Origin of the sequence: Streptomyces sp. NPDC051211 (assembly GCF_040689505.1) — a bacterium.
Classification (GTDB): domain Bacteria; phylum Actinomycetota; class Actinomycetes; order Streptomycetales; family Streptomycetaceae; genus Streptomyces.
The window spans coordinates 57,000-80,518 of record NZ_JBFBAV010000033.1 but is presented as its reverse complement, the minus strand read 5'-3'; the positions used below and the strand labels follow the sequence as shown (position 1 = coordinate 80,518).

19 protein-coding genes are annotated in these 23,519 nt (G+C 73.2%); 15 read left to right on the top strand and 4 right to left on the bottom strand.

The genetic code is table 11. The features are described from left to right. Positions 1–111: 111 nt before the first annotated feature. Positions 112–486 carry a VOC family protein gene (locus tag AB0447_RS26780; RefSeq protein WP_366479340.1) on the bottom strand — a complete coding sequence of 125 codons (375 nt, stop codon included), beginning with the start codon at positions 484–486 and terminating at the stop codon, positions 112–114. 224 nt (positions 487–710) lie between these two features. On the opposite strand from AB0447_RS26780, the gene AB0447_RS26775 reads away from it, so the two are divergent. The 5 genes from AB0447_RS26775 (at position 711) to AB0447_RS26755 (ending at position 5,851) form a co-directional block, all read left to right on the top strand. Continuing rightward, entirely contained in the window at positions 711–1,532 is an 822-nt protein-coding gene (locus AB0447_RS26775) for an arylamine N-acetyltransferase (protein WP_366479339.1), read from the top strand. A 33-nt stretch (positions 1,533–1,565) separates the two neighbouring features. Continuing rightward, complete coding sequence (locus AB0447_RS26770) at positions 1,566–2,171, top strand: YdbC family protein (protein WP_366479338.1); 606 nt, start codon at positions 1,566–1,568, stop codon at positions 2,169–2,171. A gap of 98 nt (positions 2,172–2,269) precedes the next feature. Continuing rightward, positions 2,270–2,929: a histidine phosphatase family protein gene (locus AB0447_RS26765; protein ID WP_366479337.1), complete on the top strand. Its 660-nt coding sequence runs from the start codon at positions 2,270–2,272 to the stop codon at positions 2,927–2,929. An 11-nt stretch (positions 2,930–2,940) separates the two neighbouring features. Beyond that, positions 2,941–3,849, top strand: coding sequence for an ADP-ribosylglycohydrolase family protein (locus tag AB0447_RS26760; protein ID WP_366479336.1), 909 nt, complete (start codon positions 2,941–2,943; stop codon positions 3,847–3,849). A gap of 157 nt (positions 3,850–4,006) precedes the next feature. Next, positions 4,007–5,851 (top strand): DUF4153 domain-containing protein, encoded by a 1,845-nt coding sequence (locus AB0447_RS26755; protein WP_366479335.1) that lies wholly within the window; start codon positions 4,007–4,009, stop codon positions 5,849–5,851. Positions 5,852–5,992: 141 nt separating this feature from the next. On the opposite strand, the gene AB0447_RS26750 is transcribed toward AB0447_RS26755, so the two are convergent. Then, complete coding sequence (locus AB0447_RS26750) at positions 5,993–7,549, bottom strand: MFS transporter (protein ID WP_366479334.1); 1,557 nt, start codon at positions 7,547–7,549, stop codon at positions 5,993–5,995. 126 nt (positions 7,550–7,675) lie between these two features. On the opposite strand from AB0447_RS26750, the gene AB0447_RS26745 reads away from it, so the two are divergent. The 3 genes from AB0447_RS26745 to AB0447_RS26735 are packed head-to-tail and all read left to right on the top strand — an operon-like array spanning position 7,676 to position 9,709. After that, positions 7,676–8,257, top strand: a complete 582-nt coding sequence (locus AB0447_RS26745; protein WP_366479333.1) for a TetR/AcrR family transcriptional regulator — start codon at positions 7,676–7,678, stop codon at positions 8,255–8,257. A gap of 58 nt (positions 8,258–8,315) precedes the next feature. Continuing rightward, positions 8,316–9,026: a ribonuclease HII gene (locus AB0447_RS26740; protein WP_366479332.1), complete on the top strand. Its 711-nt coding sequence runs from the start codon at positions 8,316–8,318 to the stop codon at positions 9,024–9,026. Between the two features lie 59 nt (positions 9,027–9,085). Further along, positions 9,086–9,709, top strand: a complete 624-nt coding sequence (locus tag AB0447_RS26735) for a hypothetical protein (protein WP_366479331.1) — start codon at positions 9,086–9,088, stop codon at positions 9,707–9,709. Positions 9,710–9,924: 215 nt separating this feature from the next. On the opposite strand, the gene AB0447_RS26730 is transcribed toward AB0447_RS26735, so the two are convergent. Together AB0447_RS26730 and AB0447_RS26725 are read right to left on the bottom strand one after the other, a co-directional pair. Further along, positions 9,925–10,554, bottom strand: a complete 630-nt coding sequence (locus AB0447_RS26730) for a hypothetical protein (protein ID WP_366479330.1) — start codon at positions 10,552–10,554, stop codon at positions 9,925–9,927. Between the two features lie 214 nt (positions 10,555–10,768). Continuing rightward, positions 10,769–12,928 (bottom strand): RecQ family ATP-dependent DNA helicase, encoded by a 2,160-nt coding sequence (locus tag AB0447_RS26725; RefSeq protein WP_366479329.1) that lies wholly within the window; start codon positions 12,926–12,928, stop codon positions 10,769–10,771. Between the two features lie 143 nt (positions 12,929–13,071). Here AB0447_RS26725 and AB0447_RS26720 point away from each other — a divergent pair, with 143 nt between their 5' ends. The 7 genes from AB0447_RS26720 (at position 13,072) to AB0447_RS26690 (ending at position 23,403) form a co-directional block, all read left to right on the top strand. Continuing rightward, positions 13,072–14,307 carry a DUF4192 domain-containing protein gene (locus AB0447_RS26720; RefSeq protein WP_366479328.1) on the top strand — a complete coding sequence of 412 codons (1,236 nt, stop codon included), beginning with the start codon at positions 13,072–13,074 and terminating at the stop codon, positions 14,305–14,307. A 605-nt stretch (positions 14,308–14,912) separates the two neighbouring features. Then, positions 14,913–16,886: a glycogen debranching N-terminal domain-containing protein gene (locus tag AB0447_RS26715; protein WP_366479327.1), complete on the top strand. Its 1,974-nt coding sequence runs from the start codon at positions 14,913–14,915 to the stop codon at positions 16,884–16,886. A gap of 78 nt (positions 16,887–16,964) precedes the next feature. Beyond that, positions 16,965–17,711 carry an NUDIX domain-containing protein gene (locus tag AB0447_RS26710; RefSeq protein WP_366479326.1) on the top strand — a complete coding sequence of 249 codons (747 nt, stop codon included), beginning with the start codon at positions 16,965–16,967 and terminating at the stop codon, positions 17,709–17,711. Positions 17,712–17,821: 110 nt separating this feature from the next. After that, a complete protein-coding gene (locus tag AB0447_RS26705) occupies positions 17,822–19,570 on the top strand; it encodes an ABC transporter ATP-binding protein (RefSeq protein ID WP_366479325.1) in 1,749 nt (582 codons plus the stop codon). Positions 19,571–19,679: 109 nt separating this feature from the next. Then, positions 19,680–20,567 carry a FadR/GntR family transcriptional regulator gene (locus AB0447_RS26700; protein WP_366479324.1) on the top strand — a complete coding sequence of 296 codons (888 nt, stop codon included), beginning with the start codon at positions 19,680–19,682 and terminating at the stop codon, positions 20,565–20,567. Positions 20,568–20,883: 316 nt separating this feature from the next. After that, the gene (locus tag AB0447_RS26695; RefSeq protein ID WP_366479323.1) at positions 20,884–22,455 is read left to right on the top strand and encodes an RNA polymerase sigma factor; all 1,572 of its coding nucleotides are present in this window, start codon (positions 20,884–20,886) and stop codon (positions 22,453–22,455) included. Positions 22,456–22,578: 123 nt separating this feature from the next. Continuing rightward, positions 22,579–23,403, top strand: a complete 825-nt coding sequence (locus AB0447_RS26690; RefSeq protein ID WP_366479322.1) for a serine protease — start codon at positions 22,579–22,581, stop codon at positions 23,401–23,403. Positions 23,404–23,519: the final 116 nt, after the last annotated feature.

Genomic DNA, 23,519 nt, shown 5'->3' with positions numbered 1-23,519 from the left:
ATGACCAGCGGCAGGCTGTGCGGCCGCATCGGGTCCTTCTTGAATCCGACGCGCTTGCCGATGACGAGGATCACGCCGAGGGCGCCCCGGCGCCCGCGCACAACGCCGGGGTCAGTCCTCCTGGAGGACCGAGAAGATGTTGCCGGACGGGTCCGTGAACCAGGCGATGGCCGGGCCCCCCGAGTCGCGGGTGATGCCCTTCTCGTCGGACTTGAACTGCGGGTAGCGCTCGAAGGAGACTCCGCGGGCCGTGAGCGCGTCGACGGCCGCCTCGATGTCGGGGACCGGGAAATTGAGGATCGTGTAGGTCGCCGGGGCGTGGTCGTCCTTGGGGTAGACGAGGATCGAACGGCCGCCGGCGATGTGGAGGAAGAGCATGCCGTCCTCCTCCGTGACGTGGAGTCCGAGGGTCTCGGTATAGAACTGCTTGGCCCGCTGGAGATCGTTCACGGCGAAGCCGCTGAATGCCTTGGTGTTCCCGAACATGCTCACTTCCTCCTGTGGCGTGATGCGGGACGACCCGGATCCGGGCGTCCGGGGCCATGACACCCCGAGGCGGCCGCCGTGCACGGCGGCGGCGCGGCCCCCGGCGCCGCAGGCAGCCAGGATCACCCGTCCGGGCCCCGGGAAGCCCCTTCCTGGCACATGATGTTGATCATTGGGCGGGGGTGCGGCAGGCGCACGCCCGGAGTCTCACCGCGGGGGAAACCATGTGGAATGGTGACGAGCTGGACCTGGACGCCTATCTGGACCGGATCGGATACACCGGGGAACTCGCCCCGGACCTCCCCACGTTGTACGCGGTGCACCGGGCTCACACCGCCGCCATCCCCTTCGAGAACCTGGACGTCCTGCTGGGCCGCCCCGTCGCGCTGGACGTCAAGAGCCTCGAGGACAAGCTCGTCCGCAGCCGCCGCGGAGGCTACTGCTACGAGCACAACTCGCTGCTCGCCGCAGCCCTGGACCGGATCGGCTTCGCGGTGGCGGGCCGGGGTGCCCGCAACCGGACGCGGGGGGATGTGCTGATGCCCATCACGCATGCCGTCCTCGTCGTCACCGTCGAGGGCGAACCGTACCTGGCCGACTGCGGGTTCGGGGCCAACGGCCTGCTGGAGCCGCTCCCGCTGCGCCCGGGTGCCGAGGCGCTCCAGGGCCGTTGGCGCTTCTCCCTCGCCAAGGAGGCCGAGGGGGTCATCGTCCTGCGCTCGCGCCACGACGGCGAGGAGTGGCGGGACCTGTACGCCTTCGCCCCGCAGCGGTTCCACCCCGTCGACTTCGGGCTGATGAACCACTACAGCTCCACCCATCCCGCCTCCTTCTTCACCGGCCGGCTCGTGGCGATGCGGCCGGGTGCCGAGCAGCGCACGGCCGTCATCCAGGACGTGCTGGTGCGCTTCCTGCCCGACGGGAGCGAGGACCGGCAGTCCGTCACCCGGGGCGGGCTGATCGGCCTGCTCGACCGGGAGTTCGGGATCCGGCTGCCCGATCGGGACGCCGAGGAACTCCTGCGGGCGTACCGGGTCGAGGACTGACCGGGGCAGGGCCCGGCACCGTACGATGACCCGGTGCTGGTCAAGTGGATTCGCTGCACGGTGACGGATCGACGCGGGTTCGAGCGGGGGCAGCGGAAATGGGCGGGGCTGCCGGGTGAGCCGGGATTCCGGGGGCAGGGTGGTGGCTGGAGCCGGGGACGACAGGGGGTGGCGCATGTTTTCGCGTTCTGGGAGAGCCGGTCGTTCTACGACTCCTTCATGGCCCGCTCGTACGACCGGCTGGCCGCCGCACAGAACGGCACGTACACCGGGCAGCGCACCACGCTCTTCGACCACCGCTTCGATGTGAAGACCGGCTTCGAGCCGCGCTTCACCGACGCCGACGTGGTCCGCGTCGCGCACACCCGGGTGCGTGAGGGCCGGGTGGACCACTTCGCGCTGATGCAGGAGAAGGTGTGGAACCCGGCCATGGCCGGGTCCCCGGGCATGCTGCGCGGGCTGTTCGGCGAGGCGCCGGGCCGGGAGTTCCTGGTCCTGTCCATGTGGCGGTCGGCAGCCGAGCACGGCAAGTACCGCCAGGAGCGGGTCGAGCGGCTCTCGTTGCGCGCCCAGACCGAGGCCGACGTCGAGGCGCTGACCGGAGACGTGGTCGACCTCGAACCCGCCTGGACGGTCTGACCTGACACACCACAGGACCGCATGAGCCGGCGGCGGTCCGACGGTATGACCGGCGTGCTGGAGTCGTTTGCGCGCAGGGGTCCGATTAGGGTCGTGGAATGGTACGACCACGACGCATCGTCCTCGTCCGGCACGGGGAATCGGAGGGCAACGCCGACGACACGGTGTACGAACGGGAGCCCGACCACGCGCTGCGGATGACCCCGACCGGCCATCGGCAGGCCGCCGCGGCCGGGGAACGGCTGCGCGAGCTCTTCGGCGACGAGCACATCAGCGCGTACGTCTCGCCCTACCGCCGCACCCTGCAGACCTTCCACCGGCTGGGCCTGGACCCGGCCCGGGTGCGGATGCGCGAGGAGCCCAGGCTGCGCGAGCAGGACTGGGGGAACTGGCAGGACCGGGACGACGTACGGCTGCAGAAGGCCTACCGGGACGCCTACGGCCACTTCTTCTACCGCTTTGCGCAGGGCGAGTCCGGAGCGGACGTCTACGACCGGGTCGGAGCCTTCCTGGAGAGCCTCTACCGCAGCTTCGAGGCTCCCGACCATCCGCCGAACGTCCTGCTGGTGACGCACGGGCTGACCATGCGGCTGTTCTGCATGCGCTGGTTCCACTGGTCGGTCGCCGAGTTCGAATGCCTCTCCAATCCCGGAAACGGCGAATTCCGGATCCTCGGGCTGGGGGAGGACGGGCGCTACCGGATGGACCGCCCGTTTGAGCGGTGGACCACACCCGAGCCTTATGACCTGGACGGCTAGAGTTGCCCGCGATGACCCCTGACTCCTCTCCCGACCGGCGCTTCGCACGCGCCCTGGCCAGCCTGCGCGGACTGGCGGTGGGTGACGCCCTGGGCTCCCAGTTCTTCGTCCCCGCGAACTACCCGCTGCTCAAGCGGCGCGAGCTGCCGTCCGGCCCCTGGCAGTGGACCGACGACACCGAGATGGCCTGCTCGGTCGTCGCGGTGCTCGCCGAGCACCACCGGATCGACCAGGACGCGCTGGCCGCGTCCTTCGCCCGCCACCACGACTTCGACCGCGGCTACGGACCCGCCGTGAACCGGATGCTCCGGCTGATCCGGGAGGGCGAGGACTGGCGCACGCTGGCCGCCGCACTGTTCAACGGACAGGGCTCGTGGGGGAACGGCGCGGCCATGCGGATCGCGCCGCTCGGCGCCTGGTACGCCGACGACCCCGAGCAGGCCACCCACCAGGCGGAGATCTCCTCGTACACCACCCACCAGCACCGTGAGGCGGTGTGCGGGGCGATGGCCGTGGCGGCGGCGGCCGCCCTCGCAGCGGCCCCGGACGGGCCGCCCAAGCCGGCCGAGCTGCTGGACGGAGTGATCGCGCTGGTGCCGCGCAGTGCGGTCGGTGCCGGCCTGCGCCGGGCGCGGGACATGCTGGACTACGGCAACGCGACGACGGTCGCGGCCGTGCTCGGCTGCGGGCGGCGCACCACCGCGCACGACACGGTCCCCTTCGCGCTGTGGTCGGCGGCCCGGTCGCTGACCGACTACGAGCAGGCCTTCTGGACCACGGCCCAGGTGGGCGGGGACATGGACACGACCTGCGCGATCGTCGGCGGGGTGCTGGGCGCGCGCGGGGAAGAGGTGCTTCCGGCGGCCTGGGTGTCCCAGACGGAGGCGCTTCCGGCCTGGCTGCCGGAGCCGAAGGCCTGAGGCCGTCCCCCGCTCGTCCCGCTGTGCGGATTCTTTTGTCACGGTCCTGCCACAGGGCGGCCGCCGACTGGCTGAATCCGCACGTCACCGGCCTACTCTGACCGCTTCGCCGCCCGGACTGATCCATTCCCGGGCGGCCGAGGAGGGAGGGAACCCGATGCCGGAACAGCCCGAGAACGAGGCGGCGCGCGTCCAGCCGGTCGAGCAGGACCGGCCGGTTGAGCAGGACCAGCCGGTTGAGCAGAACCAGCCAGTTGGGCAGAACCGGCCGGTTGAGCAGGACCGGCCGGTTGAGCAGGGGCAGCCGGTTCAGCAGGCGCAGTCGGTTCAGCCGGTCCAGCCTGTGCAGTCGGCGCCGCAGCAGGTCCGGCAGCCGCAGCAGGGGCAGCAGCCGCAACAGGGGCATCAGGCCCAGCAGGTTCCGCAGGCGTGGCGGACGCCGCAGCACGCCGGGCGGCCTCCGGCGCAGCCCGGCTGGGCCACCGTCATCCGGCCCGCCGACCCGGCACCGGTCCGCACCGCCACGCTGTGGGCGGTCCTCGCGACCGCCCTGACCGCCGCCCTGCTGCTCGGCGACGGCCTCGGGGCCGGACTGCTGATCACCGCCGGGCCGGCCGTGGCCGCCGCGTACGTCGCCGCCCGGGCCGCCGGCCGCAAGGCGCGCCCCTGGAGCCTGGTCTGGGCCCTCGGCTGCCTCGCCCTGCTGGCCGTACCCGCCCTGCGGGACGCCGGCTGGCCCTCCGTCCTCGCCCTGTTCGCGGCCATCGGTCTCGGCGCGCTCGCGCTCTACGGCAGCCGCACCTGGCCCGGTGTCCTGCTCAGCCCGCTCGGCTTCTTCGACGCCGCGCCGACCGGTGTCCTGTGGGCCTGGACCGGCCTGCGCGCCCGCGGCGGCGGCAGCCGGGACCGCTGGTGGCCGCTGGTCAAGGCGGCCGGAGTGGCGCTGGTCCTGCTGGTCCTGTTCGGCGCGCTGTTCGCCTCCGCCGATGCCGCGTTCGCCGATCTGCTGGGCGGACTGACGCCCGACGTGTCCGTCGAGGACGGGCCGATGCGGGTCCTGCTCTTCCTGCTCGGCGGCCTGGTCGCGCTCGCCGCGGCCCGGGCCGCCGCGGCCCCGCTGCGCTGGGACCGGATCCGGATCGCCCCGGGCAAGCCGCGCTCCCGGGTCGAATGGGCCTTTCCGCTGATCGTGCTCGACCTGCTCTTCGCCGGCTTCATCGCGGTGCAGTTGGCGGTCCTGTTCGGCGGCTACGACAAGGTGTTGGAGAGCACCGGGCTCAGCTACGCCGAATACGCCCGGCAGGGGTTCTGGCAGCTGCTGTGGGCCACCCTGCTGACCCTCGTGGTGATCGCCCTCGCCCTGCGCTGGGCGCCCCGGTCCGGCCCCGGTGACAAGCGGCTGGTGCGCGGGGTGCTGGGCGCGCTGTGCGTGCTGACCCTCGTCGTGGTCGCCTCCGCGCTGCGGCGCATGGACCTCTACGTGGACGCGTACGGGCTGACCCGGCTGCGGCTGTCCGTCGCGGCGATGGAGCTGTGGCTCGGGCTGGTGATCGTACTGATCATCGCGGCCGGGGTGTTCGGCGCGCGCTGGCTGCCGCGCGCGGTCATGGCGAGCGCCGGGGCCGCCGTACTGGTCTTCGGGCTGGCCTCCCCGGACGGGCTGATCGCGGAGCGGAACGTGAGCCGCTTCCAGCAGTCCGCGGACAAGGGCGCAGCGACGGGCGGGGGCACGGGCCGCGGCACGGACAAGGTGATCGACCTGGCCTACTTCCAGACCCTGTCGGCGGATGCGGTGCCGGCCCTGGACCGGCTGCCCGAGCCGCACCGGTCGTGCGCGCTGCGCGGCATCAACGACGAGCTGGCCGACCGCGGACGGACTCCCTGGTACGCCATCAGTCTGGGCGAGCACCGGGCGAAGCGGATCCTCCGGGAGCGGCCGGTGACGGCTTCGTACGAGGTCTGCTCGCGGCTGGGCACCTTCGCGGACCGGAGCGAGTACTGACCGACCGGAGCACTGACGGACCGGAGCGAGTGCTGATCTGCCGGATGGACCGGCCCGTGGGCCCTGTTCGGTGTGCGGGCCTCGCGTACGCATCGTCCGTACGCGCGGCCCGTACCCGAAGTCCGCAGGTGGGAGCCGCGGCTACCCGGCGGCCGGACCGGCGCCCGCCGACGAGCCGCTGAGGGCCTCGAGGTCGCTCTTGCGCACCCGGATCACCAGCACGGCGGTCAGCAGTGCCAGCAGGGCCATGGCTGCGCCCGCGACGAACGCGGTGGAGATGCCTTCGGTGAGCACCGCGTGGCCGGCCGGTCCGGGCATCATGCCGGTCTTGTCGAAGACTTCCTGCTGGGCGGGCGTGGCCTGGGCGAGGAAGCCCGGCAGCTGCTTCTCGGTCTCGCCGCGCGCGGCCGTGCCGAAGACGGTGACCAGGATGGACAGGCCGAGCGCGCCACCCACCTGCTGGCTGGCGTTGAGCAGTCCGGATGCCGCGCCCGCCTCGTGCGGGGCGACCCCGGAGACGGCGGTCAGGGTGAGGGTGACGAAGTTCAGGCCCATGCCGAAGCCGAACAGCAGCATCGGGCCGAAGACTCCGGACAGGTAGGAGCTGTCCGTGTCGAGGAAGGTGAGCCAGATCAGGCCGGCCCCGGTGAGGGCGGCGCCGGTCACCATGAAGGGTTTCGGTCCGAGACGCGGCAGGAGCTGCTGGGACAGCCCGGCGGCGATGATGATCACGGCGGTCACCGGGAGGAAGGCGAGGCCGGACCGGATGGGGGAGTAGCCCAGGACGTTCTGCACGAACTGGACGATGAAGAAGAACATGCCGAACATCGCGGCGGCGAGGCTGAGCATGATCAGGTAGGTGCCGGCCCGGTTGCGCTGGGCGAACATCCGCAGGGGTGTGATCGGCTCGGCGGCCCGTGATTCGACGAGCGCGAAGAGGCCCAGCAGGAGGACGGCGGCGGCGAAGGAGCCCAGCGTCACGGTGTCCCGCCAGCCCTCTTCGGAGGCGCGGATGAACCCGTAGACGAGCGAGGCCATGCCGCCGGTGGAGGTGATCGCGCCGGCGAAGTCGAAGCGGCCGGGGTGGCGTTCGGACTCGTTGATGTACAGCGGGGTGAGCACCGCGATCAGCACGCCGATCGGCACGTTGACGAAGAGGACCCAGCGCCAGTCGAGCCATTCGGTGAGCATGCCGCCGGCGAGCAGGCCGATCGCGCCGCCGCCGGCGGACACGGCGGCGAACACCCCGAAGGCCCGGTTCCGCTCGGGGCCTTCCGGGAAGGTCGTGGTGATCAGCGCGAGGGAGGTCGGGGAGGCGATGGCGCCGCCGACCCCTTGGAGGGCGCGGGCGGCCAGCAGTTGCCAGGGCTCCTGGGCGAAGCCGCCGAGCAGGGAGGCCAGGGTGAACAGCAGGATCCCGGCCAGGAAGACGCGGCGCCGGCCCAGGATGTCGCCAGCCCGGCCGCCGAGCAGCAGCAGGCCGCCGAAGGTGAGGGTGTAGGCGCTGACCACCCAGGAGAGGTCGGTGGTGGAGAAGCTCAGGGCGGTCTGGATGTGGGGCAGGGCAATGTTCACGATGGTCGCGTCGAGGACCACCATGAGCTGGCAGGCGGCGATGACGGTGAGGGCCACTCCAGGGCGTCCGGCGCGGCGGGCAGTCCCCGGTATTCGGGCTGTGGTCAGGGGTGTTGGTGTCACTGCTGATCCCCCAAGTGAAAATAGTGAACGTGATCGTTCACTGAATGCCCACCGTAAAATGACCGCCTTAAGGAACTCAAGCGTTCACTAAGCTGAAAATCTGTACGACGGTGGAGGTGTGGGGCGGTGGTGGGTCCGGCGCGTCGGCGCGGTGCCGAACTGGAGCAGGCGATCGTGGACGCCGCCATCGAGCAGCTCTGCGAGGTCGGCTGGAACGCCCTCACCATGGAGGGCGTGGCCGGCGGCGCGCACACCGGCAAGGCCGCCGTCTACCGGCGCTGGTCCTCCAAGGCCGAGCTCGTCGCCGATGCCCTGCGGGCCTCACTGCCCCCGCTGAGCGGGATCCCCGACACGGGATCGATCCGTGGTGACCTGGGGTTGCTCGTTCGAAGCATGCGCGATGTGATGCATTCGCGGCCCGGGCAGGCCCTCAGGTCCGTTCTTCACGAATGCGACGATTCCAGCTCTGCCGGCTTCCAGGACATCATCCGTACCGTCTTCCTGGAGCCCTCCGGCCGCCTGTTCCAGGTGCTCGCCGAGCGCGGAATCGAGCGAGGGGATGTCCGCCCCGACGCCACCGGAGCCTTCGTCGCCGACGTCATTCCGGCGATGATGATGTACCGGACAAAGGTGTGCGGGAGCGAATGGGAGGACTCGGACATCGAGGAATTCGTCGACCGGGTGCTGGTGCCGCTGCTCAGAAGGTGAGCCGGACCCGGCCCGGGGTGTCGCAGGCGCCGTGGAGCGGCGTACGCTTGCTGGCGCCATGCCGTACGAAGCACCCACCCACACCGTCGAACGCTCCCTCCGTGCAACCACCGGCGCGAGGATCGTCGCCGGGGTCGACGAGGTCGGGCGAGGGGCCTGGGCCGGCCCCGTCACCGTGTGCGCGGCGATCACCGGCCTGCGCCGGCCGCCCGAAGGACTCACCGACTCCAAGCTCCTCACCCCCAAACGGCGCGATGAGCTGGCCGAGGTACTGGAAGGCTGGGTCACCGCCCACGCCCTGGGCCACGCCTCCCCGGAAGAGATCGACGAACTCGGCATGACCGCCGCCCTCCGGCTCGCCGCGGTGCGGGCCCTGGAGGCCCTGCCGGTCCGGCCCGACGCGGTGATCCTCGACGGCAAGCACGACTACCTCGGCGCTCCCTGGCGGGTCCGTACGGTGATCAAGGGCGACCTGTCCTGCGTCGCCGTCGCCGCGGCCTCGGTGATCGCCAAGGTCCGGCGTGACCGGATGATGGCCGAACTCGGCGAACCCGACGGCGGAATACGGGAGTTCGCCTTCGCGGCCAATGCCGGATACCCGTCGCCCGTGCACCGGGCGGCACTTCAGCAACTGGGGCCCACCCCGTACCACCGGCTTTCCTGGTCGTACATGGACGGGCTGCCCCAGTGGCGGCATCTCAAGAAGTTCCGCCGCAGCGAGGAGTCACTGGATCTGGAAAACGGAGGCCAGCTCGGCTTCGATTTCTGATCGCGCCCACGTGCCACCCACCGGTACGTTTCGTACCGGTGTTTGATAGACATCAACTCATGCCTCTCATCCCCGAGGAGCCTCAGATTCACGAGAGTGCCCAGGGTCCCCGCGTCACCCCGGCCGCGAGCCGCACCGCGCAGACCCCCCGCCCTGTACCTGGTCCGCGTCCCGCCGCAGTACCGCGGCCCGGGCGCCCCGGTCCCGTCCGGCCCGCTCCGCCCGTGCAGCGAGCCGCCACCCCCGGACCTGCCCCCGCCACCACCCCCGCAGCCCCCTCGGTTTCCGCCGCGGTGCCGCAGATCCAGCTCATCCCGGCCTCGGCCGAGGGCGCCCTGGACGCCGCCGAAGAGGCCGTCGACCTGCTGCTCGACACCGGCCGGGCGCCCGGCGACATCCTGGTGCTCACCACCGGCGACCCGCACCCGTGGGCCGCGCACGAGCTGTCCTTCGGTGAGACCGCCTACTGGGCCCAGCACGATGCCCGCGACGACGTGTTCTACGCGGACGCCGCGCAGGTCGAGCGGGCCGCCGGCCGTCCCGTCGTGGTCTTCGCGGCCAACGGCGGTGCGCTGGAATCGGCCGCCCGCGCGCTGCCGGTCGCACTGGCGCGTGCCGGTGCGCTGCTGATCGTGTGCGGCGACCCGGAGCAGATCAACTCCGTGCTGGGCGCGGGCGTCTGACGCCCCGTACCCACGCAAGGGGGAGCGGGCAAGGGGCGGGGCAGGCCATGGGCCGGCCCCGCTGAAGCCCGCCCCCGGGTCGCACCACAGGTCCCACCGTGCCGTGTCCGTACGCCCGTCCGCGGCTTGGCGCCGTCCGGCAGTTGGCTGCTGCGCGGTGCGCGGTGTGTGGTGCGTGGTGTGTGCTCGGCGGGCCGGCGTTCGGCCGGCCGCCGTCAGCGCGCGACGGTACGGCGCAGCGTCTCGGCCGCGCCGCCGCCCGTGCGCAGGGTCAGCGGGACCGGGTCCGTCACGATGTCGCCGAGCCCGACCGGCTTCGAGTCCGAACCGGGCCGTCGGCCGCCGCGGCCCTCGCCCAGCACCTGCCAGCCGTCACGGGTCAGCGTGATGTACGCGCCGCAGCGCAGCCCGTGCAGGGTGCAGGCGTCCCGCAGCCCCCACATCCACGCCCCGTCCTCCTCGGTCCACCGCTCGTCGCCGTCCCGGCAGTAGAGCAGCACCGCCGTCCGGACCGGGGTCCGCCGGCGCAGGTCGTGCGGGATCACCCGGCGCAGCCGGGCCAGCAGCGCGTTGCGGTACTCCCAGCCGTCCGCCGAGGTCGACCGCTGGGTGAAGGAGGCGCTGGCCACCAGACGGTCCTCGGGGCCGAGTACGGCGATCACCGCAACCCCGGGCACCGGGGCGTGGCGTGAATGCAGGCCGCTGACCACCTCGCGCGGATTGCGCAGCAGCGGAATACCGGCGGACGTCCATTCGGCGGGCTCCAGCAGTCTGCCGTGCCTGCTGACACCCTTGCCGGCCGCCGCCATGGACGTGCTCGTGGGCGGGGCGAATCCGAAGGTCACGGTCCTCCCTTCGGGTACACGCCCGTGTCCGGGCACGGCTGGGTGACGGCGCGCCGCAGCGCGGCCCTGGGGAGTGCCGACGAGCCGAGCGGGAGCCCTCCAATTCTCGCGTGGCCAATCAGCGCGCGGCAACGAGCAATTGGCCCAGCCGACCGGAATTGGCTGGTATGCCGTTCATATCCTTGCCCAGTCGAGCCGAGGATGACGCATTCCGCTACGGCTGAACCGCGAGTACCAGCGGGAACACCTCCTTCGCTCCCGCCCGCCGAAGCAGCCGGGCCGCCACGGCCAGCGTCCAGCCGCTCTCCGAACGGTCGTCCACCAGCAGTACCGGGCCCGAGGCCTCCACCAGTGTCTCCGCCAATGCCGGGGGCACGGTCAACGACTGGTGGAGGGCCCGCACCCGCTGCGCACTGTTCGAGGACGGCAGCCCGAATTCCGGTACCTGGCCGGTGTACGAGAGCGCACCGAGCAGCGGAATCCGTCCGACCTCCGCGATCCGCGCGGCCAGCGAGCCGATCAACTGCGGCTTGCCGCGGGAGGGCAGGGCGACCACTCCCACCGGTCGCGCGGGCGCGTCTGACGCGCCCGAGGCCCAACCACCCGGCCCCCGCGCCCAGTCGGCGAGCACTGCCACCACCGCCTGGGCGACATCGTCCGGAATCGGCTGATCCGGCGTCTGCGGTGCCAGCAGCGGGCGCAGCCGGTTGCCCCAGCCGATGTCGGACAGCCGCCCCAGCGCCCGGCCGGTCGCCGCCTGTTCTCCGGCCGGAATCCGGCCTTTCAGGTCCACCCCGACGGCTGCCAGGCCGGTGGGCCACATCCGGCGCGGCTCCAGCTCGACCCCGGGCCGGCCCAGTTCCCCGCGCGCCGTGTCCAGGGCGGCCGTGGACACGTCTGCCGTGAACCGGGCCCCCGCGCAGTTGTCGCAGCGGCCGCACGGCTCGGCCCCCTCGTCGTCCAACTGGCGCCGCAGGAACTCCATCCGGCACCCCGTGCTCTGCGCGTACTCCCGCATCGCCTGCTGCTCGGCGGCCCGCTGGAGGGCCACCCAGGCGTACCGCTCGGCGTCGTAGGCCCACGGCTCGCCCGTCGAGGTCCAGCCGCCCTTGACGCGGTGCACCGCGCCGTCCACGTCGAGGACCTTGAGCATGGTCTCCAGCCGGGTGCGCCGCAGATCCACCAGCGGCTCTAGCGCGGGCAGCGACAGCGGCCGGCCCGCTTGCGCCAGCACGTCCAGGGTCCGGCGCACCTGCTCCTCGGGCGGGAAGGCCACGGAAGCGAAGTACTGCCAGATCGCCTCGTCCTCCTTGCCCGGCAGCAGCAGGACCTCCGCGTGCTCCACGCCACGGCCGGCGCGGCCCACCTGCTGGTAGTAGGCGATGGGCGAGGAGGGGGAACCGAGGTGCACCACGAATCCCAGGTCGGGCTTGTCGAAGCCCATGCCCAGGGCCGAGGTCGCCACCAGAGCCTTGACCCGGTTGGCCTGCAGGTCCTCCTCGGCCTGCATCCGGTCCGCGTTCTCCGTCCGGCCCGTGTAAGAGGCCACCGTGTGCCCGCGGTGGCGCAGATAGGCCGTCACCTCCTCGGCCGCGGCCACCGTCAGGGTGTAGATGATCCCCGAACCCGGCAGCTCGCCCAGGTGGTCGGCGAGCCATGCCAGCCGGTGCGCAGCGCTGGGCAGCGTGAGGACCGCGAGGCTGAGGCTCTCGCGGTCCAGCGGGCCGCGCAGCACCAGCGCGTCCGTGCCGGCGCCGGTGCCCAGCTGCTCGGCGACGTCGGCGGTGACCCGGGCGTTCGCGGTGGCCGTGGTCGCGAGCACCGGCACTCCCGGCGGGAGGTCCGCCAGCATCGTCCGCAGCCGGCGGTAGTCCGGGCGGAAGTCGTGCCCCCAGTCGGAGATGCAGTGTGCCTCGTCCACCACCAGCAGGCCGGTGGCCGCGGCGAGCTTCGGCAGTACCTGGTCGCGGAAGTCGGGGTTGTTCAGCCGCTCGGGACTGACCAGCAGCACATCGACCTCGCCCGCCGCGACCTCGGCCTGGATGGTCTCCCACTCCTCCGGATTGGCGGAGTTGATGGTGCGGGCGTGGATTCCGGCCCGGGCGGCCGCCTCCACCTGGTTGCGCATCAGCGCGAGCAGCGGCGAAACGATCACCGTGGGGCCGGCACCGGCCGCCCGCAGCAGGGAGGTGGCCACGAAGTACACCGCGGACTTGCCCCAGCCCGTGCGCTGCACCACCAGCGCCCGCCGCTTGTCCGCGACCAGTGCCTCGATCGCCCGCCACTGGTCCTCGCGCAGCCGTGCGGTGCCCGTCGGGTCACCGACGAGGCGGGCGAGTACGGAATCGGCCGAGGACCTCAGGTCTGCGTTCATGCCCCCATGCAACCCGATGGGTCGGACATCGCGCCATCGGCCACCACGCCTGTGGATGTTGAAAGCCGTAAGAGGTGCTGGCATATGCCGGTGGTTGTCCACAGGGGTTTCGGGGGTGGGCCCTGGACCGGGACCGTCGAGCCATGACGAAGAACCAAGAACCCATCAGGTCCCCGCGGCCGACCGACGGCCCCCAGATCACCCTGCGCAGCCCGGCCGAACTGGCCGATGCGCTGCCGTACATGGTCGGCTTCCACCCCAACGACTCCCTCGTCATGGTCGCCGTGCACGGCGAGGGCGGCCGCTTCGGCGGCCGGCTGCGCGTCGGCCTCCCCACCACCCCGGCGGAATGGGAGGACACGGCCCGCCAGGTCGCGGACTGCCTCGTCCAGGGCAGCGAGCGGCGCGGCGGCAAGCCCGACGGCATCGTCGTGTTCCTCTGCCAGGATCCGGCGGAGGGCGAGAGCGCCCAGCGGGTCATGACCAGGCTCCGGCCGTTCGCCCAGCGGATCCGGCTGGCCTGCGGAGCCCTGGACGTGCCGGTCCTGGAGGCGCTCTGCATCTCCGGCGGCCGGTACTGGTCCTACTGCTGCCCCGACCCCCGCTGCTGCCCGGCCGAGGGGAACGCGCTGGCCGCCCCCGGTACCTCGGTGATGGCGGCCGCGGCGACCTACGCCGGGCTCCACGTCCGGGGCACGCTGAAGGACATCGAGGGTCGGCTGAAGCCCCTGCGCGGGCCGGTCGCCGAAGAACAGACACGGGCGCTGGACCGCGCCGCCACCGCACTGGTGCCGAGGATCCTCGACGGCGCCACCCGGGAGGAGGTCGGCGCGGAGACCCTCGCCCTGGCCCGGACCCTGATGCGCCGGCTGACCCTCGCCCCGCCCGCGGAGGGCGGCCCGGCGGCCGACGACTGGGACGACGCCCTACTCGGCCACGACGAGGCCGCCTCGCTCATCCTGGGCCTCCAGGACCGGGAGATCCGGGACATCGCGGCGGAATGGATGGAGGACGAGGAAGCCGGCCCCGCCCTGCGGCTCTGGCGGGCCCTGGCCCGCCGCTGCGTCGGCGCCTACGGAGAACACGCGGCGGCCCCGCTCACCCTGGCCGGCTGGGTCTCCTGGTCCACCGGCGACGAGCCGACCGCCCGGATCGCCCTCTCCCTGGCGTTGCGGGCCGACGCCGAATACCGCTTCGCACAGTTGCTCCACCGCGCCTGCAACGAGGGGATCGACCCGGAGGGGCTGCGGCACTGCCTGCGGGAGGAACGCCGCCGCCGCGAACCGCGGCGCAAGCGCCCGTCCCTGTCCCGCCCGGCGGGACGCCGCCCCAAGTCCTCCCGTCGGGGCACCCGCCGCACGGCCGGGAGCGAACAGTGAAGCCCACCCGCCGGCCGCGGCCGCCTTGCGGCACCGTCGGGGTCGGCCGGACCAGCGGCACGGAGGGGCCGTCCGGGGCTCACCGGACCCACCGTGCCGACCGGATGGAGCGGAGCCGCGGACCCGGTAGAACGGGCCGGGTCGGCCGGGGCGACCCGATCGGTCGGGTAGGCCGGATCAGTCGGGTCGGTGAGTTCGGTCGTGCCGGGCGGCACGGCCGACGGCCGACCGCCTCCGTCCGGGCCACCACGGCGGTCACCCGGGCCACCACGGCGGTCACCCGGGTCACCACGGCGGTCGCCCGGGTCACCACGGCGGTCGCCCGGGTCACCACGGCGGTCACCCGGGCCACCACGATGGTGGCCCGGATCGTGGCCCGGGCTGTCTGCCGTGCGGCGGCCGGCGCGGGCGGGGCAGTCGCCGGGCGGCACCCCGGCCGTCCCCGGGCCGCCGTCCGGGTGCGCAACCGGTGGGCGCCGCAGGCGGCGGCCGTGACCCGGGCGGGGTCGGGGGCGTTCAGCCATGCGGTGGCGGCGGCCCGGCCGCGCGGCCGCCCCAGCGGACCCGTCCCGAGCGCAGCCCCGGCAGACAAGGCAGCCCGACGCATGGCTCACCCCGTACCCCCCGCCCGCCGGACCGAACTGCCGCCGGTGCACGGCGCCGTCATCTGCGTGGCCGCGCCCTGCCTGGCGATCTCCCCGGAGCACGGCCAGCTCACCGGGCGCGGACTCGACGGCATCTACCGTTCCGGGCGCCGACTGCTCTCCCGCTGCCTGCTGCGGGTTGCCGGGCGCGATCCGGTCGCCGTGCAGGGCCGCAGCCTGGGCGCCGACCGGGCCGGGTTCACCGCCACCGTCCGCACCGGCGCGGAGGTCGGCCCGGACCCCGACATCGGCGTCGAACGGGTCCGGCACGCCGACGGCACCGAGCGGATCACCCTGCGCAACTTCACCGCCCGCCGGCACCGGCTGCCGGTCGAGATCACCCTCGGCACCGACCTGGCCGACCTGGCCGCCGTCGCCTCCGGAAGTCCCGGACCCGAGGTGCCCGCCGGGGTGCACACCTCCGGACTACGCTGGAGCTCCGGCGGCGCCCAGGCGGTCACCACCGCCGAGCCCCCACCGGACGATGCGGTCGCCTCCGCCGGGCTGCTGCGCTGGCAGCTGGACCTCGGGCCGGGGGAGGCCCGCACCATCGAGCTGCGCACCGTGCAGCACCGCACCGCCCGGGCGCCCGCCGGGCAAGTGGCGAACCCGCTCGCAGAGGCGAGAGCCGAGGGAGACGATCCGCGGGTCGACGCCTGGTTCCGGACCAGCCTGGACGACCTCCGGGCGCTGCTCCTGAGGGACCCCGGACAACCCTCCGACGCCTTCGCCGCGGCCGGAGTGCCCTGGCGCCTGGGAATCGCCCCCGCCGAGTCCCTGTGGGCCGCCCGCATGGCGCTGCCCCTGGGAACCGGGCTCGCCGTCGCCACCCTCCGCGTCCTCGCCCGCACCCAGACCGGCGGCCGCGGGCCGGAGGCGGGGAAGATCCCCGGCCCGCTCCGCGGTGCCGGACCCCAGCTGCCGCCCGGGTGCACCGGCACCGAGGCCACGCTCGCCTTCCCCGCCGTCCTCGCCGAGGCCCGCCGCTGGGGCCTGGCCGAGGAGGAACTGGCGGAGCTGCTGCCGGCCGCCGAGCGGTGCCTGGACTGGCTGCGGGCCAACCTCGGAGAGGACGGCTTCCTGGCCGACCCAGACCCGGGACCGCGCCGCTCCGAGACACAAGCCCACGCCCACCGGGCCGCCCTGCTCGGCGCCGACCTGCTGGCCGAGTGCGGGCGCCCCGGGGCCGAGGAATGGCAGGACTGGGCGGAGGCTCTCAGGCGCCGGTTCCGGGCACGGTTCTGGATCGACGGCGACGGCCCCTCCGGCGGCCGGCCGGCCGCCGCCCTGCACCCGGACGGGCGGCCGCTGCCCCGGCTGACCGGAGCCGCCGCGCACCTCCTCGACACCGGACTGCTGGGCGGCGGTCGGCTCGCCCCAGGGCTGCTCGATCCCGTACGCACCGAACAGCTCGCCCGGCTGCTGGGAGCCCCGACGATGGACTCCGGATGGGGGCTGCGCAGCATGGCGGTGCGGGAGCCCGGCCACAACCCGTTCGGCCACCACTCCGGGTCCGTGCGCCCACAGGAGAGCGCCGTCGCGATCGCCGGGCTGGCCGCCGCCGGGTTCGAGAAGGAAGCCGCGGGGCTGCTCCGCGGCCTGCTGGACGCGGCCGAGACCTTCGCGTACCGGCTGCCCGAGATGTACGCGGCCGAGCAGCGGACCGCGGGCAGCGCACCGCTGCCGCACCCGGCGGCCTGCCGACCCGCCTCGGTGGCGGCCGCCGCCGGGATCCACGCGCTCGCCGCGCTGGCCGGGATCCGCCCCGACGCACCCGCCGGCACGGTCGCGCTCGCCCCGCTCGGCAGTGCGCCGCTCGGCGCCCTGAGGCTCTCCGGCCTTCGGGTGGCCGGTCAGCCGTTCGCCGTCCGGGTCAGCCGGCTGGGCCTGGGCATGGTGGAGGAGGCCGCCGATGCGCTGCAACTGGCGACGTAGGGCGGGTCGCCTGCGGGCGGCCGCGGTCCGTACCGCCAAAGCACTGTTTATCGTCAGGCAGACGACTATGATCGCGGCATGTCGCCCTACGACCCGTCGGCCTTCCCGCCCTTCGCCGTCACCGTCGACCTGGTCGTGCTCACCGTGCGGCGCCACGCGCTCTGCGCGCTCGTGGTCCGGCGGGGTGAGCAGCCGTTCCAGGGGCGGTGGGCGCTGCCCGGCGGCTTCGTGCGCGGGGACGAGGACCTGGCCGCCGCCGCCGCACGCGAGCTCTCCGAGGAAACCGGACTCTGCGCCCACGACCCCGCCGATCCAGGCGCCGGCAACGGAGCACACCTCGAGCAGCTCGCCACCTACGGAGATCCCCACCGGGACCCCCGGATGCGGGTGGTCAGCGTGGCCCACCTGGTGCTGGCCCCGGACCTCCCGGCCCCCCGGGCCGGCGGCGACGCCAACAGTGCGCGCTGGGCCCCGGTCGGCGAACTCCTCGCCCCCGAGGGCGAGACCTCCGCGGCCCTCGCCTTCGACCACGCCACGATCCTCGCGGACGGCGTCGAGCGGGCCCGCTCGAAGATTGAATACTCCTCGCTCGCCACCGCCTTCTGCCCGCCCGAGTTCACCGTCGGCGAGCTGCGGCGGGTCTACGAGGCGGTGTGGGGCGTGGCCCTCGATCCGCGGAACTTCCACCGCAAGGTGACCGGGACCCCCGGGTTCCTGGTGCCGGCCGGGGGTACGACCACCCGTCAGGGCGGGCGCCCCGCCCAGTTGTTCCGGGCCGGCGGGGCGACCCTCCTCAATCCGCCGATGCTGCGCCCGGAAGTCTGACGGTCCGACACCAAGCCGGAGCCGTTGCGCCGAAAATCGGACATATCGCGTTATCTTGATGGCGGTACTCACTCTGCCGCCGAGCGGTCTCACCTCCCGCGAGAGAAGCGATGCTCCAGGCCATCGGACTCACCAGTGCACCCCGCCGCGACGACCCGCCCGCCGTGGACGACCTCACCTTCGAGGCCCGTCCCGGGCGGGTGACCGCCCTGCTCGGCGAGCCCGGGTCGGGCAAGACCACCGCCCTCCGGCTCATGCTCGAACTCCAACCGGGACGCGGCGTCACCTACTTCCGCGGCCGCCCCCTCCACCGCATCCCGCACCCGGGGCGCGAAGTGGGCGTCCTCCTCGGTGACGTCCCGGGGCACCCCTCCCGGACCGTCCGCAACCAGCTGCGGATGCTGTGCGCCGCCGCCGGGGTGCCCGCCTCCCGGGCGGACGCCATGCTCGAGGTCGTCGGCATCGCGGGCCTGCGCGACCAGCGGCTCGGCTCGCTCTCGCTCGGCATGGACCGCCGGGTCGGACTCGCCGCGGCGCTGCTCGCCGACCCGTGCACCCTGCTGCTCGACGAGCCGGCCGCGGGGCTCTCGCCCCGCGAACAGAACTGGATGCACGGACTGTTGCGCAGCCATGCCGCCCTCGGCGGTGCGGTGCTGTTCACCACCGACGACCCCAAGGAGGCCGCCCGCGCCGCCGACCGGGTCGTCAGCATCCAGGCCGGCCGGCTCGTGGCCGACCAGGACGCCTCCGAGTTCGCCCGGACCCGGCTGCGCCCGCGGGTCGCCGTGCGCACCCCGCACGCCGCCCGGCTGGCCGACGTACTGGGCCGCGAGGCGCGAGCCGACCGCCGGCCGGTGGAGATCGTCGAGGAGAGCGGCAGCCGGCTGTCCGTCTACGGCAGCAGCTGCGCGGAGATCGGCGAAGCCGCCTTCCGGCACGGCGTGCTGGTCCACCAGCTCGCCGACGAGACCGGAGACACCGGAGCCCCCGCCGCTCCGGCCCCGGCCGGAGCGGAGGCCGGCCCCGAGACGGCCGACCGGCCCGCGCGCGCCCGGTCCGGGCGGCCCCCGTCGGCCGTGCGCCGGGTCGGCGGCCCGCTGCGGCCGCTGCGCTACGAGCTGCGCCGCGTCTTCGGCACCGCCACCCCCGTGCTCACGGCGGCGACCGTGGTCGCGGTCTCCGTGGTCACCGCGCTGTTCCTGGCCCGGGCCGGGCACACCCCGCAGCACCGGCTGCTCGCCGCCTGGCCGGCCTTGCTGCCGCTGCCACCGGCCGCACTCGGTGCCGGCCTGCTCGGCGCGCTCGCCTTCGGCGAGGAGTACCGCTATCCCGCGCTCGCCGCCGACCGCGGCACCGTCCCGCGCCGGATGGGGCTGCTCCTCGCCAAGCTCGGGGTCTGCGCCGGCCTCGCGCTGCTGCTGGGCGCCCTCGCGGTCACCGCCGACGCGGCCGCCCTCAAATTCGTGTTCGACCACGGCCCGCTGCGGGCCCCGGCGCAGTGGATCTCCCCGGCGGCGAGCTGGGCGGGGCTGCTGATCGGCTGCGCCTGGGCCGGAGTCCTCGCCTCGGGGGTGTTCCGGTCGGCCTCCGCCGGGATGGCCGCCGTACTCGCCGTACCGGTGCTGGTCGTACCGCTCGTACGCAAGGCCCTGGACGGGCCGTCCGCCTACCCGGCTTCCGGACTCGCGTCCCGGCTGCGCGGTCTGACCTTCGCGCAGTGGCCGCCGGAGGCGGACCGGCTGGTCCTCGGGGCCCTGCGGGTCATGACCCAACCCGTCGGAACCGCGTTGGTGTTGTCCCTGACGGTCCTGCTGTGCGCCTACGGATTCACCGGTCTGCGCGGCCGCGTCCGGTGGTGATCGATTCCTTACGATAAGGCGTCAATTGCGCAGGTGGCACTGATCACCCTTTCGTGTGCTTTTCACCAAAGACCTCAAGGGTCCTCCGGGCGCGGCCGACAAAGGATTCGTGAGTACCCTTGCGCACACCATGATGACCGCCGCCCGCCACGCCGACACCGGCCTCGCCGGCCCGGGCGAACTCGATCGCTACCCGTACGCGGAGGCCCCCGGCACCGACCGCGTCGGCGCGCCCCACTGGGACGGAGCCGACGTCGAGTTGAGCCGGGTCGGCCGACGCGCGGCAGGCAGCCGCGGCCGAGGCCTGCACGGCCAACTCGTCCAGCAGCTCGGCCAGATGATCGTTTCCGGCGACCTCGGCGCCGACCGCCCGCTGGTGCCCGAGGAGATCGGCCAGCGCTTCGAGGTCTCCCGCACGGTCGTCCGCGAATCGCTCCGGGTCCTGGAGGCCAAGGGCCTCGTCAGCGCCCGCCCGAACGTCGGCACCCGGGTCCGTCCGGTCGCGGACTGGAACCTCCTGGATCCCGACATCATCGAGTGGCGGGCCTTCGGCCCGCAGCGCGACGACCAGCGCCGCGAGCTCAACGAGCTCCGCTGGACCATCGAGCCGCTGGCCGCCCGGCTCGCCGCCGGCCACGGCCGCCAGGACATCCAGCAGCGGATGGCCGACATGGTCGAGATCATGGGCCACGCCCTCGGCCAGGGCGACGCGATCACGTTCTCGCGCGCCGACAACGAGTTCCACGCCCTGCTCATCCAGGTCGCCGGCAACCGCATGCTGGAGCACCTCTCCGGCATCGTCTCCGCCGCCCTCCAGGTCTCCGGCAGCCCGGTCACCGCCTGCGACCGGCCCGGCGAGACCTGCGTGGCGCACCACGCCCGCATCGTCGAGGCCCTCGCCGCCGGGGACGCCACCGGAGCCGAGAACGCGATGCGCCAGCTGCTGACGGTTCATCCGGAGGTCGAGCGCGTGGTCCCCGCACCGCGCGAGCACTGACCTGCAGGTGCGCGCGGGGGTGCTGGGATGCGGGAAAAACCGCCTGTCGCCGGGCCGGGAGGGCCCGGCGACAGGACCGTCGGGACGCTTGCCGAGCGAGCGGTGTGATTCGGGCCACGAAGATTGGGCGTAACGCTCCGCGAGGTTGCGCGATGACCTAAGAGGTGATGGCCGACGGAGGGAATACAGCAGCCGTACCGGGTGCTGTGCAGCTCCCCGGCCCCTGCCCGCGCCGCCGGCCCATCCCTGTCGGTGGTCGTCGGCTCCGGTCCAGCACCAGACCGGGGTCGGAAGCCGTTTCCATCGTTCCGAGAGGTTGTTCGTGTCGGCCAGCACATCCCGTACGCTCCCGCCGGAGATCGCCGAGTCCGATTCTGTGATGGCGCTCATCGAGCGGGGCAAGGCCGAGGGGCAGATCGCCGGCGATGACGTGCGTCGGGCCTTCGAGGCTGACCAGATTCCTCAATCCCAGTGGAAGAATGTTCTGCGCAGCCTCAACCAGATCCTCGAGGAAGAGGGTGTGACGCTGATGGTCAGTGCCGCGGAGTCACCCAAGCGCAGCCGCAAGAGCGTCGCAGCGAAGGCCCCTGCCAAGCGGACGGCCACCAAGACCGTCGCGGCCCGGACGACGGCGGCCGCCGCCTCGGAGGCACGCCCGGCGGAACCGGACGCCGCCGCAGACGCGCTCGCGGAAGAGACCGGAACCGAGACCGCGCCCGCCAAGAAGGCAGCGGCCAAGAAGACGGCGGCCAAGAAGGCCGCGCCCGCCAAGAAGACCGCCGTGAAGAAGACCGCGGCGAAGAAGACGGCGGCCTCGAAGACCACCGACGAGCCCGGCGACGAGGAAACCCCCGACGAGGTGCCCGGCGCGGTCAAGGCGGGCGAGGGCGAAGAGGAAGAAACCGGCGAGACCAAGGGCTTCGTGCTCTCCGACGACGACGAGGACGACGCCCCGGCCCAGCAGGTGGCGGTTGCCGGTGCCACCGCCGACCCGGTCAAGGACTACCTCAAGCAGATCGGCAAGGTCCCCCTCCTCAACGCCGAGCAGGAGGTCGAGCTGGCCAAGCGGATCGAGGCGGGCCTGTTCGCCGAGGACAAGCTGGCCAACTCCGACAAGCTGGCCCCCAAGCTCAAGCGCGAGCTCGAGATCATCGCCGAGGACGGCCGCCGGGCCAAGAACCACCTGCTGGAGGCCAACCTCCGCCTGGTGGTCTCCCTGGCGAAGCGCTACACCGGCCGCGGCATGCTGTTCCTGGACCTGATCCAGGAGGGCAACCTGGGTCTGATCCGCGCCGTCGAGAAGTTCGACTACACCAAGGGTTACAAGTTCTCGACCTATGCGACCTGGTGGATCCGGCAGGCGATCACGCGCGCCATGGCCGACCAGGCCCGCACCATCCGCATCCCGGTGCACATGGTCGAAGTGATCAACAAGCTGGCCCGGGTGCAGCGCCAGATGCTCCAGGACCTGGGCCGCGAGCCCACCCCGGAGGAGCTGGCCAAGGAACTCGACATGACCCCGGAGAAGGTCATCGAGGTCCAGAAGTACGGCCGCGAGCCGATCTCCCTGCACACCCCGCTGGGCGAGGACGGCGACAGCGAGTTCGGCGACCTCATCGAGGACTCCGAGGCGGTCGTCCCGGCCGACGCCGTCTCCTTCACGCTCCTGCAGGAACAGCTGCACTCGGTGCTGGACACCCTCAGCGAGCGCGAGGCCGGCGTGGTCTCCATGCGCTTCGGGCTCACCGACGGCCAGCCCAAGACCCTGGACGAGATCGGAAAGGTCTACGGGGTCACCCGGGAGCGGATCCGCCAGATCGAGTCCAAGACCATGTCGAAGCTGCGCCACCCGTCCCGGTCCCAGGTGCTGCGCGACTACCTCGACTAGCAGTCGGCGGACCGGCCGCGCGGGAGCGGCGGGAGAGCGTACGCGGGTGGCCGCGCGGGTGCGCGCGGCCACCGGGCATCCCACTCTGAGTGGAGTCATACACACTCGGAGTCAGGAGGCCCAATGCGTCGTCCCCTCGCCCGTGTCCTGGCGGGCGCAATGACCCTGGCAGCAGCAGCGGCCGTCATACCCCTTGCCCAAGCGCGGCAGGCCCCCGCGGACGGCGTGGTGATCGGTGGAAAACCGGTCAAGGCCGCCGACAGCCCGTGGGTGGTGGCACTCTCCAGCCGTGACCGGTTCGGGGGTACGCGGGCGGGCCAGTTCTGCGGGGGTGTGATCGTCGCCCCGACCAAGGTGCTGACCGCGGCGCACTGCCTCGGCCGCCAGGTGCTCGGCGGCCCGGTCGAATCCGTACGCGACCTGCGCGTGATCATCGGCCGCACCGAGTTGCTGGCGGAGGACGGCCGGGAGATCGCGGTGCGCGGGTCCCGGGTGAATCCGGAGTACGACCCGGTGACCAACGCCGGGGATCTCGCCGTACTGGAACTCGGTGAAGCCGTACCGGCACGCTACGTGGTCCCGATGGCCGGGCCGGGGGATCCGGCCTACACAGCCGGCACCGAGGCGCTCGTATACGGCTGGGGCGATACCAGCGGGTTCGGCGACTACGCCTACGGGCTGCGTGCCGCCGGGGTGACGGTGCTGTCGGACGAGGTCTGCCGGGAAGCGTATCCGGGGGACGCGGACGGGCGGTACCTGCCGGAGGCCATGGTGTGCGCCGGCGCCGACAAGGGCGGCAAGGACGCCTGCCAGGGGGACAGCGGCGGGCCGCTGGTGGCCGGGGGCCGGCTCATCGGACTGGTGTCCTGGGGACGCGGCTGCGGGCGGGCGGACAGCCCGGGCGTCTATACGAAAATCGCCCCGCTCACCGGCCTGGCGGCGGACTGAGCCTGCCGCGGCCGGGGAAACCCGGCCGGAGCGGGCCGGGACGGAACGAGGACGGGCGGTACCCCTGGGTCACAGGGGTACCGCCCGTCGACCGGCCTGGCCGGTCCTGGCTCGTC